Genomic DNA, 14,756 nt, shown 5'->3' on the forward strand with positions numbered 1-14,756 from the left:
TATCCTTGCCTATCGTCATGCCCAGCAGCGTCCCGAAATCCCGTCCCAGCCTGCACGAGCGCGTCTCCGCGCTGCGCACGGCCGATCAGCGCGCCCTCCGGCGGCGACTGAGGGAGGCCCGCGACCTCGACGGGCAGGCCCGCACCGACGCGTTCGCGCGCCTCGAAGCCGACGTCGAGTCCAGGGAGGCCGCGCTGGCGGCCCGCGCGGCCGGCGTCCCGAAGATCGTCTACCCCGAAGAGCTGCCCGTCGCGCAGCGCAAGGACGACATCCTCGAAGCGATCCGCGACCACCAGGTCGTCATCATCGCGGGCGAGACCGGCTCGGGCAAGACCACGCAGATCCCGAAGATCTGCCTCGAACTGGGCCGCGGCGTGCGCGGCATGATCGGCCACACGCAGCCGAGGCGCATCGCGGCCCGCGCGGTCGCCGAGCGCATCGCCGAGGAGCTGGGGTCCCCGCTCGGGGAGGCCGTGGGCTGGAAGGTCCGCTTCACCGACCAGGTGTCGGACAAGAGCTACGTCAAGCTCATGACCGACGGCATCCTGCTCACCGAGATCCAGCACGACCGGCTCCTGAGCGCCTACGACACGATCATCATCGACGAGGCCCACGAGCGCAGCCTCAACATCGACTTCATCCTGGGCTGCCTCAAGCAGATCCTCCCCAAGCGCCCGGACCTGAAGGTCGTCGTCACCTCCGCGACCATCGACCCCGAGCGCTTCGCGAAGCACTTCGGCACTGAGGCGAAGCCCGCGCCGATCCTCGAAGTCTCCGGCCGCACCTACCCCGTGGAGGTCCGCTACCGGCCCCTGCGCGACGAGGAGGGCGACGAGGACCGCGACCAGATCGACGGGATCCTCGACGCCGTCAACGAACTCGGCCGGGTCGGGGACGGCGACATCCTCGTGTTCCTCTCCGGCGAGCAGGAGATCCGCGACACCGCGGACGCACTGGAGAAGGCCAAGCTCCGCCACACCGAGGTCGTCCCGCTGTACGCGCGCCTCTCCGCGGAGGAGCAGCACCGGGTCTTCCGGTCCCACACCGGCCGCCGGATCATCCTGTCCACCAACGTCGCCGAGACCTCGTTGACGGTGCCGGGCATCCGGTACGTCGTGGACGCCGGGTACGCGCGCATCTCCCGCTACTCTGCCCGCACGAAGGTCCAGCGCCTCCCCATCGAGGCGATCAGCCAGGCCAGCGCCAACCAGCGCGCCGGGCGCTGCGGCCGCGTCGCCGAGGGTATCTGCATCCGCCTGTACTCCGAAGAGGACTTCAACGCGCGCCCGGAGTTCACGGACGCGGAGATCCTGCGCACGAACCTCGCGTCCGTCATCCTCCAGATGACCGCGGCGAAGCTCGGCCGCGTCGAGACGTTCCCGTTCGTCGACGCCCCCGACTCGCGGAACATCAAGGACGGCATGGACCTCCTGGTGGAACTGGGAGCCCTGGAGGACGTGCGGGCGGGGGAGCGGCGCCTGACGAAGGCCGGGCGCGACATCGCGCGCCTGCCGATCGACCCGCGCCTGGCGCGGATGATCCTCCAGGCCCGCGAGGAGGGCTGCGTCCGGTCGGTCGCGGTCATCACCGCCGCGATGTCCATCCAGGACCCGAAGGAGCGCCCGGCGGACAAGCGGGCGCAGGCCGACCAGTCGCACGCCCGGTTCAACGACCCGGACTCGGACTTCTCGGCGTTCCTCAACCTGTGGCGGTACCTGGAGGACGAGCGGACCACCCGCTCGTCGAGCTCGTTCCGCCGCATGTGCAAGCAGGAGTACCTGCACTACTTGCGCATCCGCGAGTGGCAGGACCTGGTGCGGCAGATCCTCGGCGTCCTCAAGAGCCTGAAGATCCCGGTCGAGGCGCCCGAGGTGACCGCCGACCCCAAGCGCGTCCACACGGCGCTGCTGGCCGGGCTCCTGTCGCACATCGGCGTCAAGGAGGCCGACACCCGCGAGTACCTGGGCGGGCGGAACGCGAAGTTCGCGATCTTCCCCGGCTCGGGCCTGGCGAAGAAGCAGCCGCGCTGGGTCGTCGCCGGGGAGCTGGTGGAGACCAGCCGCCTGTGGGGCCGCGTGTGCGCCAAGATCGAGCCCGAGTGGGTCGAGCCGATCGCCCAGCACCTCGTCAAGCGCACCTACTCCGAGCCGCACTGGTCCAAGCGCTCCGGCGCGGTCATGGCCTTCGAGCGGGTCACCCTGTACGGCGTCCCGATCGTGGCCCGCCGCAAGGTCAACTTCGGGCGGATCGACCCGGAGACGAGCCGCGAGCTGTTCATCCGGCACGCGCTCGTCCAGGGCGAGTGGGAGACCCACCACCGGTTCCTGGCCCGCAACCTCGCGAAGATCACCGAGGTCGAGGAGTTGGAGAGCCGGGTCCGGCAGCGGGGCCTCCTCGCCGACGAGCAGACCCTCTTCGACTTCTACGACGAGCGCGTCCCCGCCGACGTCGTCTCCGGCCGCCACTTCGACACGTGGTGGAAGAAGCAGCAGGACAAGGCGGTCCTCGACTTCGACGAGGCGCTGCTCCTGGGCGACCGCGCCGAGGCCGTGGCCGCCGACTCCTACCCCGAGATGTGGACCTCCGAGGGCGCCGACCTCGAACTGGACTACGAGTTCGAGCCCGGTTCGGCCCGCGACGGCGTCACCGTCGCCGTCCCGCTCCCGGCGCTCCAGCAGCTCGACCAGGACGCGTTCACCTGGCAGGTCCCGGGCCTGCGCATCGAGTTCGCCGAGGCGCTCATCAAGAGCCTCCCGAAGTCCCTGCGCCGCAGCTTCGTCCCGGCCCCCGACTTCGCCCGCGCCGCGGTCGCCCGCATGGCCCCGGCCCCCGGCCGCCCCATGACGGCCTCCCTCGCCGACACCCTCAAGTCGATGACGAACGTCCACGTCCCCGAGGACGCCTTCGACCTGACGAAGGTCCCCGGGCACCTGCTCATGACGTTCCAGGTCAAGGACGAAGAAGGGGCGGTCCTCGCCGAGGGCAAGGAGCTCGGCGCCCTCCAGCGCCAGCTCGCCCCCAAGACCCAGGAAGCGGCCGCGGAGGCGTTCGACCTCGAACGCACCGGCCTCACGGCCTGGGACTTCGAGGCGCTCCCGAAGCTCCACGAGACCCCGCGCAAGGGCTACACCGCGAAGGCGTACCCCGCGCTCACCGACGAGGGGCCCACCGTCGGGATCAAGGCGTTCCCCGACCCGGGCTCGCAGGCCGCGAACATGTGGGCCGGGACCCGACGCCTCCTGCGCCTGAACTGCCCCGACCCGCGCCTGAAAGAGGCCCTCACCCGCAACGAGCAGCTCGCGCTCGCCACGGGCCCGTACGCGAACGTCGACGCGCTCCTGTCCGACTGCGTGCGCACCGTCCTCGACAAGGTCCTCATCGAAGGCGGCGGCCCCGCCTGGGACAAGGCCGGGTTCGAGGCGCTCCTCAAGCGCGCCCGCCCCGAGGTCGCGGGGGAGTCCCCGGCCGTGGCCCGCAAGGCCGCCGCGATCCTCACCGAGACCCGCACCGCCGCGCGCCTCCTCGAAGGCAAGTTCGACTTCACGATGCTCGCCGCGATGAGCGACATGCGCCGCCAGCTCGAAACGCTCACCGGCGCCGACGGGTTCGTCGGCGCGACCGGCTGGTGGCGCCTGGACGACGTCCTCCGGTACGTCAAGGGCATCGCCTACCGCGCCAAGCGCGTCGTCGCGGACGTCAACGGCGACAAGGGGAAGATGGACGTCATCCACTCCCTCGAAGCCGAACGCGACGCCCTCGCCCGCACCCGCCCGGCCGCCCTGCGCACCGGCGAGGGCCGGGAAGTCCGCTGGATGCTCGAAGAACTCCGCATCTCCTTCTTCGCGCAGCAGCTCGGCACCCGCTACCAGGTCTCCGAGAAGCGCGTCAGGAAGCTCCTCCAGTCGCTCTGACGGGTGACGGACGGGTGACGGGCCTGGCCCGGCCGCAGTAGCATGGCGCCGTTCGCACCCTCCTACGCCGGAGCGCCATGAGCCCGTCCGATGCACTCGAACCCGTCGGCGAGCAGCCCGCAGACGGGCCGCCCGCCGCCGAGTGGACCCAGTACGACTCGCACCTCCACTACGCGTGCGCCGTCGTCCAGGGCCTGCGCCGCAACGGCCTCAGCGACTGGAGGCCGGTCCCGACCCTCGTCCGCACCGACCCCGGGGAGCTCCCCGTCGCCGACGGGCAGGCCACGCCCATGTACTTCCAGGCCGCCGGGGACGGCAGCTACTCCACGTCAGGGATGTTCGCGTTCGGCAGCGTCGGGTTCGTCGCGGGCGCGCTCGCCGTCAACGCCATCGCCAACAACGCCGCCAAGCGCCGCGCCCAGGCCGACCTCCAGCGCCGCTGGATGCCCGGCCCGCCCGGCGCGCTCATGGTCTCCACCACCCGGGTCATGTTCTGGAGCCACACCGAGCAGTACAGCCTCTACTGGTCCGGGCTCGACATGATCGACCTGACCGGCCCCGACACCGTCGTCTTCCGCTACCGCGGCAACAGCACCGGCGCCGACACGATCGTCCAGTTCCAGACCATGTCGGCCGTGCTCATCTTCGCGCTCGCCGCCCACGACTCGTTCCCCAACCACCCGCGCTGGCTCTCCGGCGGCTGGCTCCCGATCGGGTTCGAGGACCACTGCGAGGCCGCCGGCTACTCCCGGCCCGAGGTGCGCTGACCCCCGCGTCCGGGCGATTCCCGCACGTGTGTCGGACCCAGGGTGCATGATCAGAATCCGGCCGCGAGATTCCTCCGCGCCGGGTGATGCCAACTGGGCGTCAATCTGACATCATATGAGGTGGCGCACATGCGCCACGGAAACCAGAACCCTTGCACCGTGCGAACGCTTCCGAAGGAGGACGACGTGTCGCATTCCACCGACTACGCCATCGAGACCGAGGGCATCACCAAGCACTTCGGCGACCTCGTGGCGGTCGACCACATCGACCTGAACGCCCGCGCCGGGACCGTCCTCGGCGTCCTCGGCCCCAACGGCGCCGGGAAGACCACCATGGTCCGCATGCTCGCCACCCTCTCCCAGCCCACCGCCGGGACCGGCCGCGTCGGCGGCTACGACATCGTCAGGAACGCCCCCGAAGTCCGCTCCCTCATCGGCCTCACCGGCCAGTTCGCGGGCATCGACGAACTGCTCACCGGCGAGGAGAACCTCCGGTTCATCGGACGCCTCCTCGGCATGCCCACCCGCGACGCCAAGGCCCGCTCGCGCGAACTCCTCGCGCAGTTCAACCTCGCCGACGCCGCCGACAAGCCCGCCAAGGCGTACTCCGGCGGCATGCGCCGCCGCCTCGACCTCGCCGCCAGCCTCGTCGGCCGCCCCAAGATCCTCTTCCTCGACGAACCCACCACCGGCCTGGACCCCCGGGCCCGCGGCGAACTCTGGGGCCTCGTCCGCGGCCTCGTCGCCGACGGCACCACCGTCCTCCTCACCACCCAGTACCTCGAAGAGGCCGACCAGCTCGCCCACGAGATCGCCGTCATCGACCACGGCCGCGTCATCGCCACCGGCACCCCCACCCAGCTCAAGGCCAAGATCGGCGGCCAGACCCTCCGCATCCAGCCCGAGGACCACGGCCAGCTCGACGCCCTCCGCGACCTCGTCGCCGAGCGCTTCCCCGACCTCGACCCCATGGTCGAGGCCGGCGCCATCACCATCGGCGTCAACGACGACGGCGTCATGCCGACCCTCGCCGCCGACCTGCGCGACCGCGGCATCGCGCTCACCGAGTTCCACCTCGGCCTCTCCAGCCTCGACGAGGTCTTCCTGACCCTCACCGGCCGCCGCACCGAAGAAGAGACCGCCGACGACGAGAACGAGGAGGAGGCGAAATGACCGCCGCGACCATCGAGGCCCCCGCACCGTCACTCGGCCGCCCCGGCCTCGGCGCCACCGTCAGCCAGACCCTCTCCATGGCCTGGCGCCAGATGGTGCGCATCAAGCACAACCCCTTCGAGCTCGTCGACCTGTCCCTGAGCCCGATCATGTTCCTGCTGCTGTTCGTCTACGTCTTCGGCGGCCAGATGGCCGGCTCGACCTCCGACTACCTCCAGTACGTCCTCGGCGGCCTCATCGCCCAGAACGCCATCTTCCTCACCATGTACACCGGCACCGGCATCAACGCCGACCTCCGCAAGGGCGTCTACGACCGCTTCCGGTCCCTGCCCATCGCCAGGTCCGCGCCCCTCGCCGGGAAGATCTTCGCCGACATGTTCAAGCAGGTCTGGTCCGTGGTCATCATGGTCGGCCTGGGCCTGCTCATGGGCTTCGAGCTGCGCAGCGTCGGCTACGCGCTCCTGGCGACGCTCGTGCTCGTGGTATTCGCGCTGGCGATCTCGTGGATCTCGGTGCTCATGGGCGTGGTCGCCGACTCCGAGGAGAAGGTCCAGATCTACGCGTTCGTCATCATCATGCCGCTGACGTTCACCTCCTCGGCGTTCGTCGACATCAACACGATGCCGGGGTTCATGCAGGCGTGGGCGAAGGTCAACCCGGTGACGCACCTGGCCGACGCGATGCGCGGCCTGCTGTCGTACGGCCCGATCGGCGAGCCGCTCATGTGGACCTTCGTGTGGGCCGTGGTCATCTTCGCGGTGACCGCCCCGCTCGCGATGCGCGCGTACCGCCGCAAGATGGTCTAGCGCAGCGCGAAAGGGCCCGGCCGCACGGCCGGGCCCTTTCCCTGTGTTCTCAGACCCGCGCGAGGACCCGCGGCGCCTCGGGCTCCGGGGCGGGGCGCTTCGGCCGGTGCTGGAGCTGCGCGAGCAGGGTCGCGCCGAGCGCCACGGCGAACCCGAGGGTCTGCCACACCGTGAACGTCTCGCCCGCGAGCAGCCAGCCCACCGTGGCGGCCGTCAGCGGCGAGAGCAGGCCCAGGAAGCTCAAGGGCACCACCGAGAGCCGCCCGATGCCGCGGAACCACAGCCAGTAGCCCAGGGCCGTGTTGACGAGGCCGAGGTACAGGTAGCCGAGGACGTTGGTACCAGTCAGCTCCGGGATGCCGCCTTCGACGAGGAGCGCGAGCGGGGCGAGGAGCAGGCCGCCCGCGGTGAGCTGCCAACCCGCGAGGGCCGCGGGCCCGGCGTTCTGCGGCAGGCCCCACTTCTTGGTGAGCACCACCGCGGTCGCCATGGAGATCGCGCCGCCGACGCCCGCGAGGGCCCCCGTCAGGTCCAGCTGCGCCTGGGCGGTGAGCACCACCATCGAGACGCCCGCGACCCCGGCGATGCCGAGCACCCACGTGCGCAGCGGGACCCGGGTGTGCAGCACCAGCATCGTGATCCCCGCGGTCACGAGGGGTCCGACCGCGCCGAGGACGGCCGCGACGCCGCCGGGGAGCCGGTACGTCGCGATGAACAGGAACGCGAAGAACACGGCGATGTTGAGCAGGCCGATGACCGCCGACTTCCACCACCACGAGCCCCGCGGCAGCCTTCGTGCCAGGAGTATCAGCAGGAGTCCGGCGGGCAGTGCCCGCAGGAGCGCGGTGAGGAGCGGGCGCTCGGCCGGGAGGAACTCGGTGGTGACGAAGTAGGTGGTGCCCCACATGACCGGCGCGAGGGCGGTGAGCAGGAGGTCCTTGGTGCTGCGGTTCATGACGGCCCCTTCAGGTTTCGCTTGACTGAAATTAGCTTACAACAAATTAGCTTGAAGTCAAGATACTTGAGATAGAGTTAGATCACCGCCAGGTACTTGCCTGGCGCCCGCGCAGGTAGGGGAGAATACCGCTCATGAGTGACGACGCCGCCGAGAACGCCGCCGCAGATACCGACGCCGTGGACCGCATCATCGGCCAGTGGCACCGCGAGATGCCCGAGCTGGAGCTCGACTCGATGGCGCTGTTCGGGAGGATCCACCGCATCTCCCAGAAGCTCGGCGCCCGCCTCCACAAGCTGCGCTCGGAGAAGGGCCTGGGCCGCAACGAGTTCGACGTGCTCGCCACGATCCGCCGCTCCGGCGAGCCGTACACGCTCTCGCCCAAAGAGATCAGCGCCGCCATGATGCTCTCCTCGGGCGGCCTCACCGGCCGCCTCGACAAGCTGGAGGCCGCCGGGTTCGTCGAGCGCCTGCCCGACCCCGGCGACCGCCGCGGCATCAAGGTCCGCATGACCCCGCTCGGCCGCGAGGTCATCGAGGACTCCGTGCGGATCGGCATAGCCGCGCAGAACGAGGCCCTGTCACCGCTCACGGCGAAGGAGCGCGACCAGCTCGGCGCGCTCCTCCGCAAACTCCACGCCGGCTTCGAGGACCAGCCGTTCGATTAGGGCCGCATGTCGATCTGGTAGTCGATGAGGTCGTAGATGACGACCGGCGGCGGGGGAGTGCGCGCCGGGTCCGGCTGCGGCGCGGGCTCGGGGGCGGGCGGCGTCAGCTCCTTCCAGCGGGCGATCGCGGTCCGCATCGCCTCGGGCCCGAACGGGGAGTGCTCGGCCGCCTCGTCCTCGGTGATGAAGCCCTGCGCGGTCTCCGCGCACAGCCGCGCGACCTCGGCGAGGTCCCGGGCCTGCGCCCGCGCCCACCAGTAGTCCCCGGGCTCGCCGTGGCCCGGCACCACCACGGGCGGCTTCCAGCCGAGCAGGTGCTCCACGGCCTGCGGCCACTCGATCGGGTAGGCGGCGCTGTAGGACGGCGGCGCGCCCTGCTCCAGCAGGTCCCCGGCGAACAGCACGCCCGCGTCGGGCACCTCCACGACCATGTCGTTGTCGCTGTGCGCCAATCCGACCTGCCGCAGGACCACCGTGCGCCCGCCGAGGTTCAGCCCGATCGCGCCCTGCACGCGGCAGTTCGGCGGCACCAGCCGCGAGGCGCCCATCTGCCGGGCCTCCTCCTCGCGCCCGTCGAGCCGGTACTTCGCGACCCACTTGCGGCGCTGCTCGTCGCCGAACCGCACGTAGTGCGCGCCGTCGGCCACGGCCCACACCGAGGACTCGCCGAACGCGGCGGTCCCGAACCAGTGGTCGAAGTGGTCGTGCGTGTACGCGACCTGCCAGGGCAGGTCGGTCAGCTCCCGGATCGCCGTGGCGAACGCGAACCCGGCCTCGGCGCTGATCCCGGTGTCGATGACCAGGCAGCAGTCGTCCCCCACGACCAGCCCCAGGGACTGGTCGAGCTCCTTCAGCCGCCGCACCCACACGCGGTCGGCCACTTCGATCCAACGGTCGCTCATGACCGCAATGGTATGCGGCGCGCACCCCTCGGGACGGGGGCGCCGGAGAGCGATCTCCGGGCCCGATCTACCTTCACTGAGGAGCATTACCGAATGGCGCCGAACATGCGTCGAAGTGATACACATGCGAGCCGCAATACGGCTCACGTCCTGATTTATCCCCTGCTCAGGACACGGTCGGATCACGGATCGACCCGATAGTCCCATTCCAGGGCCGTGTTAGTTTCGGGGGGAATACGAACCCCCTCCCGTGTACGAAGGAGTACCACCCTTATGCACCTCAGTCGTCGTGGCCTGCTGTACGGATCGGCGGGCGCCGCCGCGGTGTCTTTGGCCGGGTGCGGCGCCGGTGAGGAGTCGGCGCAGCTGACCGGCTTCACCGGCATCTCGATGCCCACGGACACCTCCGAGCGGTGGGTGATCGAGGGCAAGGCGCTGGAGGCCAACCTCAAGGACCTCGGGTACGACGTCATCCACCAGAACGCCAAGGACGTCGTCGAGGACCAGATCGCGCAGATCCAGTCCATGGTCGACGAGGGCGTCGAGTTCCTCGTCATCGCCGCCATCGACAACACCTCCCTCGGCCAGGTCCTCGCCGACGCGAAGGACAAGGGCGTCACCGTCATCGCCTACGACCGGCTCATCCTCGAAACCCCCGACGTCGACTACTACGCCTCGTTCGACAACTACCAGGTCGGCGTCCTCCAGGCCACGCACATCATCGAGCGGCTCGGCATGCGCGACAACCCGGGCCCCTTCAACATCGAGCTGTTCTCCGGCGACCTCGGCGACAACAACTCGCAGTACTTCTTCCTCGGCGGCCTCGACACCCTTGAGAGCTTCATCTACGAAGGCACCGTGGTCATCCCCTCGGGCCAGACCGAGCAGGAGCCGACCGCGACCGCGGGCTGGAGCGGCGACGTCGCCCAGGAGCGCATGACCGACCTCCTCGCGGAGTTCTACGACGACGAGGACACCGAGCTCCACGCCGTCCTGTCCCCCTACGACGGCATCAGCCGCGGCGTGGTGGCCGCGCTCGTCGAGGCCGACCTCGAACCCGGCACCGGCGGCTTCCCCGTCGTCACCGGACAGGATGCCGAGGCCGCCTCGGTCAAGGCCATCAAGGACGGCACCGGCCAGACCGAGACCGTCTTCAAGGACACCCGCCAGCTCGCCCACACGGTCACCAGCATGGTCAAGGCGATCGTCGACGGCGGCGACCCGGAGGTCAACGACCTCGGGACCTACGACAACGGCTTCAAGTTCGTCCCCTCGCTCCTCCTGGAGCCCGTGGACGTCACGGCCGACAACTACGTCGAGGTCATCGTGGAGAGCCAGTACCTCACCGAAGAGCAGATCGACGCCGGGGAGGCGTAGCCGACCCGTCGCACTGGGAATGCGGCCGGACCCCGCGCGGGGTCCGGCCGCTTCCGTTTCGCCCGATCCGCCTGAAGCGCCCGGAACGATCGGGAACGCCTGCGTCGCAGCAGGTGACGGGGTCTCCGTTACTGGATTGTTATGCGACCCTTCTTCGGCTTGCTGCGTGTCTCATTTGGTACGGTGCCCGGACCGGTCACGCTCACCCCCTGACCGCCGGCGCCCCCGATCCCCCCAAACCCAACAGTCATCTACTTAGGAGAGACATGAACCGTACCCTCAAGCGGGTGCTCGGACTGGCCGGCAGCGCCGTCCTGGGCCTCGCCGGAGCGGTCACCTTCGCCTCCGCAGCCCAAGCCCACCACGTCGAGTTCTCCGGCGCCGCTTCCTGTGTCGAGGACGGCTCCGGAGACTGGACCGTCACCTGGTCGGCCACCGACTGGGAAGGCAAGCCCGCCGACATCGGCGCCGGGTCGGTCGCGAGCTACACGGCCAACACCGAGGACGTGTCCGGCGACCTGTTCGCCCCCAACGCAGTGCTCCCGGAGTTCGGGGCCACCCCGATCACCGGCACCCAGACGCTGAGCACGGACGACGCCACCGCGACGCTGACCCTCAACGGGGTCTGGCCGAACGGCAACACCAACTCCCGCACCGCGACCGTCTCTCAGCCCGAGGGCGGCTGCGGCGAGGAGACCCCCGAGGAGCCCACGCCTTCTTACGAGTACGGCGGGTTCTACGAGTGCACCAGCGTCTACGCCTGGGCCGAGAACTACTCCGAGGACGCCCTCGCCGAGTTCACCTTCGTCTCCTCTGACGGCGAAGAGATCTCCGGTACCCCCGAGGTCGGCGACTACATCGACTACACCTTCTTCGTGCAGGACTTCGAGGCCGGCCTCTCGGTCGACATCTACGTCGGCGAAGAGCTGGTCGACACCATCACCTGGGAGCCGAACGACCTCTGCGCGTACATCTCGGTCGAGTCGAACTGCGACAGCCTCACCTTCACGCTGACGTCCCCGGCCGACGGCGAGCCCGCGTACTTCGAGATCTGGACGAACCTGACCGACGACGAGTGGTCCTTCGAACTCGCCCCGGGCGAGTCCGAGACCGTCGAGGTCCCCGGCCAGGAGGGCCTCCAGGTCTACTACTACATCTCGACCCAGAAGGACGAGATCACGGGCGAGGTCCGCTGGACCCCGTGCCCGCCGGAGGAGACTCCTTCCGAGTCGCCTTCGCCGAAGCCCGAGCTGCCCAAGACCGGTAGCTCGCTCTCGATCATGATCGGATCGGCCGCCGCGCTCATCGTGGCCGCCGGCGTGATCTTCTTCCTGATGCGTCGCCGCCGCGCCGCTCAGGACTGGTAGTCACACCCTTCAGGGGTACGGACTCCGGTAGAAGCTGACAAGGTCAGGGGCCCCGCAGCAGCAGCTGCGGGGCCCCTCGCCGTTCCCTATGCGACGCCCGCGAGGCGCAGCAGCGCCGTCGTCGCGGCCGCCGCGACGACCACGAGCGCCAGCGGGGCCTTCCGCCACGCGAGGACGCCGCCGACGAGCACCCCGGCGGGCAGCGCCCAGCCCGCGAAGCCGCCGTCGACCAGGAGCGCCGAGGTCACCGTGAGCGCCAGCAGGACCACCGTGGCACCGGCCCGGATGACCTGCTCGGCGTGGTCGGAGAGGGTCATGCGCCGCCGCAGCAGCGGCCCCGAGAGCCGGATCAGGTAGGTCCCGACGGCCAGCGCCAGGATCGCGATCAGCATCGTCATGCCGCGGCCTCCTCGTTCCGGTTGCCGCCCTTCCACATCACCACGAGCCCGACGAGCGCCAGCAGCACCGGCACGCCCGCGGGCAGGAAGAAGCTGGTGCCGAGGGCGACCGCGACGCCGAGGAGCCCTGCCGCGAGGGTGCGGCGGTCGCGCAGGTTCGGCATGATGAGCGCCAGGAGGATCGCGGGCAGGGCCGCGTCGAGGCCGAGGGCCTTGGGGTCGGCGATGAGCCGCCCGGCGAACGCGCCGAGCAGGCTCCCGAGGTTCCAGATGACGAAGAGGCTCACCCCGACGGTCCAGTACGCCTGGCGGGCCCGCCGCCGGTCGTCCCCGGCCGCGAGTGCGAAGGCCGCGGAGTGGTCGACCAGCAGGTGCGTGCCGATGAGCTTGGCGCGCAGGGAGGTCCAGTAGACGTCGCCGACGGCCATGCCGTAGGGGACGTGCCGCAGGTTGAGGACCAGGCCCGCGGCGACGCCCGCGAGGAGGCCGCCGCCCGCGGTCATGATCCCCATGGTCGCGAACTGGGAGGCGCCCGCGAACACGAAGAGGGACATGGCGGTCGACTGCCACCAGGGGACGCCCTGCGAGGTCGCGATGGCCCCGAAGGACACCCCGACGATGAACAGCCCGGCGTCGAGGGCCGCGATGTCGCGCAGCAGCCCCCGGTCCAGGCGCTGTAGGTATCTGATGGGCATCGCCGAAGTATGCCCCTCGGCGGGGGCAGTGAACAAACGTTCAAGGGCGCGCCCGGCGATGCCGGACGCGCCCTTCAGACATGTTGCCCTACAACAGGACTACACCTCGTAATACAGGTCGAACTCGTGCGGGGTCGGGCGGAGGCGGATCGGGTCGATCTCGTTCTCGCGCTTGTAGCTGATCCACGTCTCGATGAGGTCGGGCGTGAACACGCCGCCCTCGGTGAGGAAGTCGTGGTCGGCCTCCAGGTTGTCGAGGACCGCGTCGAGCGAGCCGGGGACCTGCTCGATGTCGCCGTACTCGTCCGGGCCGAGCTCGTACAGGTCCTTGTCGACCGGCGCCGGCGGTTCGATCTTGTTCTTGATGCCGTCCAGGCCCGCCATGAGCATGGCGGAGAACGCCAGGTACGGGTTGCTCGACGGGTCCGGCACGCGGAACTCGACGCGCTTGGCCTTGGCGTTGGAGCCGGTCACCGGGATGCGGGTGCACGCGGAGCGGTTGCGCTGCGAGTACACGAGGTTCACGGGGGCCTCGAAGCCCGGCACGAGGCGGCGGTAGGAGTTCACCGACGGGTTCGTGAACGCGAGCAGCGACGGGGCGTGGCGCAGCAGGCCGCCGATGTAGTGGCGGGCGGTGTCCGAGAGGCCCGCGTAGCCGGTCTCGTCGTAGAACAGCGGCTCGCCGTTCGCCCACAGCGACTGGTGGGTGTGCATGCCCGAGCCGTTGTCGCCGAACAGCGGCTTCGGCATGAACGTCACGGTCTTGCCGGCCTGGGTGGCGGTGTTCTTGATGATGTACTTGAACTTCTGCACGTCGTCGCCGGAGTGCAGGAGCGTGTCGAAGCGGTAGTTGATCTCCGACTGGCCCGCGGTGCCGACCTCGTGGTGGGCGCGCTCGATGGTGAGGCCGCCCTCGATGAGGTTGGTGACCATGCGGTCGCGCAGGTCCGCGAAGTGGTCGACGGGGCCGACGGGGAAGTACCCGCCCTTGTGGCGGGGCTTGTAGCCGAGGTTCCCGCCGGGCTCGTCGGCGCCGGTGTTCCAGGCGCCCTCGATCGAGTCGATCTCGTAGAACGCCTGGTTGGCGGTCTGGTCGAAGCGGATCGAGTCGAAGATGTAGAACTCGGCCTCGGCGCCGAAGTACGCGGTGTCGGCGATGCCGGAGCCGGCGAGGTACTGCTCGGCCTTCTTCGCGACGTTGCGGGGGTCGCGGCTGTACGCCTCGCGGGTGAAGGGGTCGTGCACGAAGAAGTTCAGCGCGAGGGTCTTCTGCTCGCGGAAGGGGTCGACGAACGCGGTCGCCACGTCCGGCAGGAGCAGCATGTCCGACTCGTGGATCTCTTGGAACCCGCGGATCGAGGAGCCGTCGAACGCGAGGCCCTCCTCAAGGAGGTCGTCGTCGAAGGAGTCGGCCGGGATGTTGAAGTGCTGCATGACGCCGGGCAGGTCGCAGAAGCGGACGTCGATGAACTTCACGTCGTTGTCGCGGACGTAGCCGAGGAGCTCTTCAGGGCTGGAGAACACGAAGGTATTCCTCTCGGTAGGTGAGGTGCCGGGAGGACCGTGGCGCGGCCCCGCCCAGCGGGTCCCGGATCGTCGAACACCCGGTCCGGTCGGGCCGACCTCGCTGTCGACGCCTAAGCTTATTAGGCGAAACGCTAACCGCGGTCAATTGCCTCACCGTAAATCAATTGTTTCGCGTGTGTTACTTGCAAAATGCGGGCCTGTTCACAATCG

General features: G+C 69.7%; 12 protein-coding genes. 7 read left to right on the plus strand and 5 right to left on the minus strand.

What is annotated here, in order from left to right; genetic code table 11:
* The first annotated feature begins 17 nt into the window (after positions 1 to 17).
* The 4 genes from hrpA (at position 18) to AB0A65_RS21010 (ending at position 6,657) form a co-directional block, all read left to right on the plus strand.
* A complete protein-coding gene (gene hrpA / locus AB0A65_RS20995; RefSeq protein WP_359953532.1) occupies positions 18 to 3,911 on the plus strand; it encodes an ATP-dependent RNA helicase HrpA in 3,894 nt (1,297 codons plus the stop codon).
* 77 nt (positions 3,912 to 3,988) lie between these two features.
* The gene (locus tag AB0A65_RS21000; RefSeq protein WP_359953533.1) at positions 3,989 to 4,678 is read left to right on the plus strand and encodes a hypothetical protein; all 690 of its coding nucleotides are present in this window, start codon (positions 3,989 to 3,991) and stop codon (positions 4,676 to 4,678) included.
* A 159-nt stretch (positions 4,679 to 4,837) separates the two neighbouring features.
* Entirely contained in the window at positions 4,838 to 5,851 is a 1,014-nt protein-coding gene (locus tag AB0A65_RS21005; RefSeq protein WP_359953535.1) for an ATP-binding cassette domain-containing protein, read from the plus strand.
* Complete coding sequence (locus tag AB0A65_RS21010) at positions 5,848 to 6,657, plus strand: ABC transporter permease (RefSeq protein WP_359953537.1); 810 nt, start codon at positions 5,848 to 5,850, stop codon at positions 6,655 to 6,657. The genes AB0A65_RS21005 and AB0A65_RS21010 overlap by 4 nt, the downstream gene beginning before the upstream one ends.
* Positions 6,658 to 6,706: 49 nt before the next feature.
* Here the strand turns inward: AB0A65_RS21010 and AB0A65_RS21015 are convergent, their stop codons facing one another.
* Positions 6,707 to 7,612, minus strand: a complete 906-nt coding sequence (locus AB0A65_RS21015; RefSeq protein WP_359953539.1) for an EamA family transporter — start codon at positions 7,610 to 7,612, stop codon at positions 6,707 to 6,709.
* A 134-nt stretch (positions 7,613 to 7,746) separates the two neighbouring features.
* Between AB0A65_RS21015 and AB0A65_RS21020 the strand changes: the two genes are divergently transcribed.
* Positions 7,747 to 8,280 (plus strand): MarR family transcriptional regulator, encoded by a 534-nt coding sequence (locus AB0A65_RS21020; RefSeq protein WP_359953540.1) that lies wholly within the window; start codon positions 7,747 to 7,749, stop codon positions 8,278 to 8,280.
* On the opposite strand, the gene AB0A65_RS21025 is transcribed toward AB0A65_RS21020, so the two are convergent.
* The gene (locus tag AB0A65_RS21025; RefSeq protein WP_359953542.1) at positions 8,277 to 9,182 is read right to left on the minus strand and encodes an MBL fold metallo-hydrolase; all 906 of its coding nucleotides are present in this window, start codon (positions 9,180 to 9,182) and stop codon (positions 8,277 to 8,279) included. The genes AB0A65_RS21020 and AB0A65_RS21025 overlap by 4 nt on opposite strands.
* Positions 9,183 to 9,455: 273 nt before the next feature.
* Between AB0A65_RS21025 and AB0A65_RS21030 the strand changes: the two genes are divergently transcribed.
* Together AB0A65_RS21030 and AB0A65_RS21035 are read left to right on the plus strand one after the other, a co-directional pair.
* The gene (locus AB0A65_RS21030; protein ID WP_359953544.1) at positions 9,456 to 10,559 is read left to right on the plus strand and encodes a sugar-binding protein; all 1,104 of its coding nucleotides are present in this window, start codon (positions 9,456 to 9,458) and stop codon (positions 10,557 to 10,559) included.
* Between the two features lie 266 nt (positions 10,560 to 10,825).
* The gene (locus tag AB0A65_RS21035) at positions 10,826 to 11,926 is read left to right on the plus strand and encodes an LPXTG cell wall anchor domain-containing protein (RefSeq protein ID WP_359953546.1); all 1,101 of its coding nucleotides are present in this window, start codon (positions 10,826 to 10,828) and stop codon (positions 11,924 to 11,926) included.
* 86 nt (positions 11,927 to 12,012) lie between these two features.
* Here AB0A65_RS21035 and AB0A65_RS21040 read toward each other — a convergent pair whose 3' ends face one another.
* The 3 genes from AB0A65_RS21040 to glnA form a co-directional block, all read right to left on the minus strand.
* Entirely contained in the window at positions 12,013 to 12,324 is a 312-nt protein-coding gene (locus AB0A65_RS21040) for an AzlD domain-containing protein (RefSeq protein ID WP_359953547.1), read from the minus strand.
* Complete coding sequence (locus AB0A65_RS21045) at positions 12,321 to 13,019, minus strand: AzlC family ABC transporter permease (protein WP_359953549.1); 699 nt, start codon at positions 13,017 to 13,019, stop codon at positions 12,321 to 12,323. The genes AB0A65_RS21040 and AB0A65_RS21045 overlap by 4 nt, the downstream gene beginning before the upstream one ends.
* A 99-nt stretch (positions 13,020 to 13,118) precedes the next feature.
* Positions 13,119 to 14,543, minus strand: coding sequence for a type I glutamate--ammonia ligase (gene glnA, locus AB0A65_RS21050; protein ID WP_359953551.1), 1,425 nt, complete (start codon positions 14,541 to 14,543; stop codon positions 13,119 to 13,121).
* Positions 14,544 to 14,756 lie beyond the last annotated feature (213 nt).

Origin of the sequence: Glycomyces sp. NPDC047010 (genome assembly GCF_040644205.1) — a bacterium.
In the GTDB taxonomy this organism is placed as follows: Bacteria; Actinomycetota; Actinomycetes; order Mycobacteriales; family Micromonosporaceae; genus Glycomyces.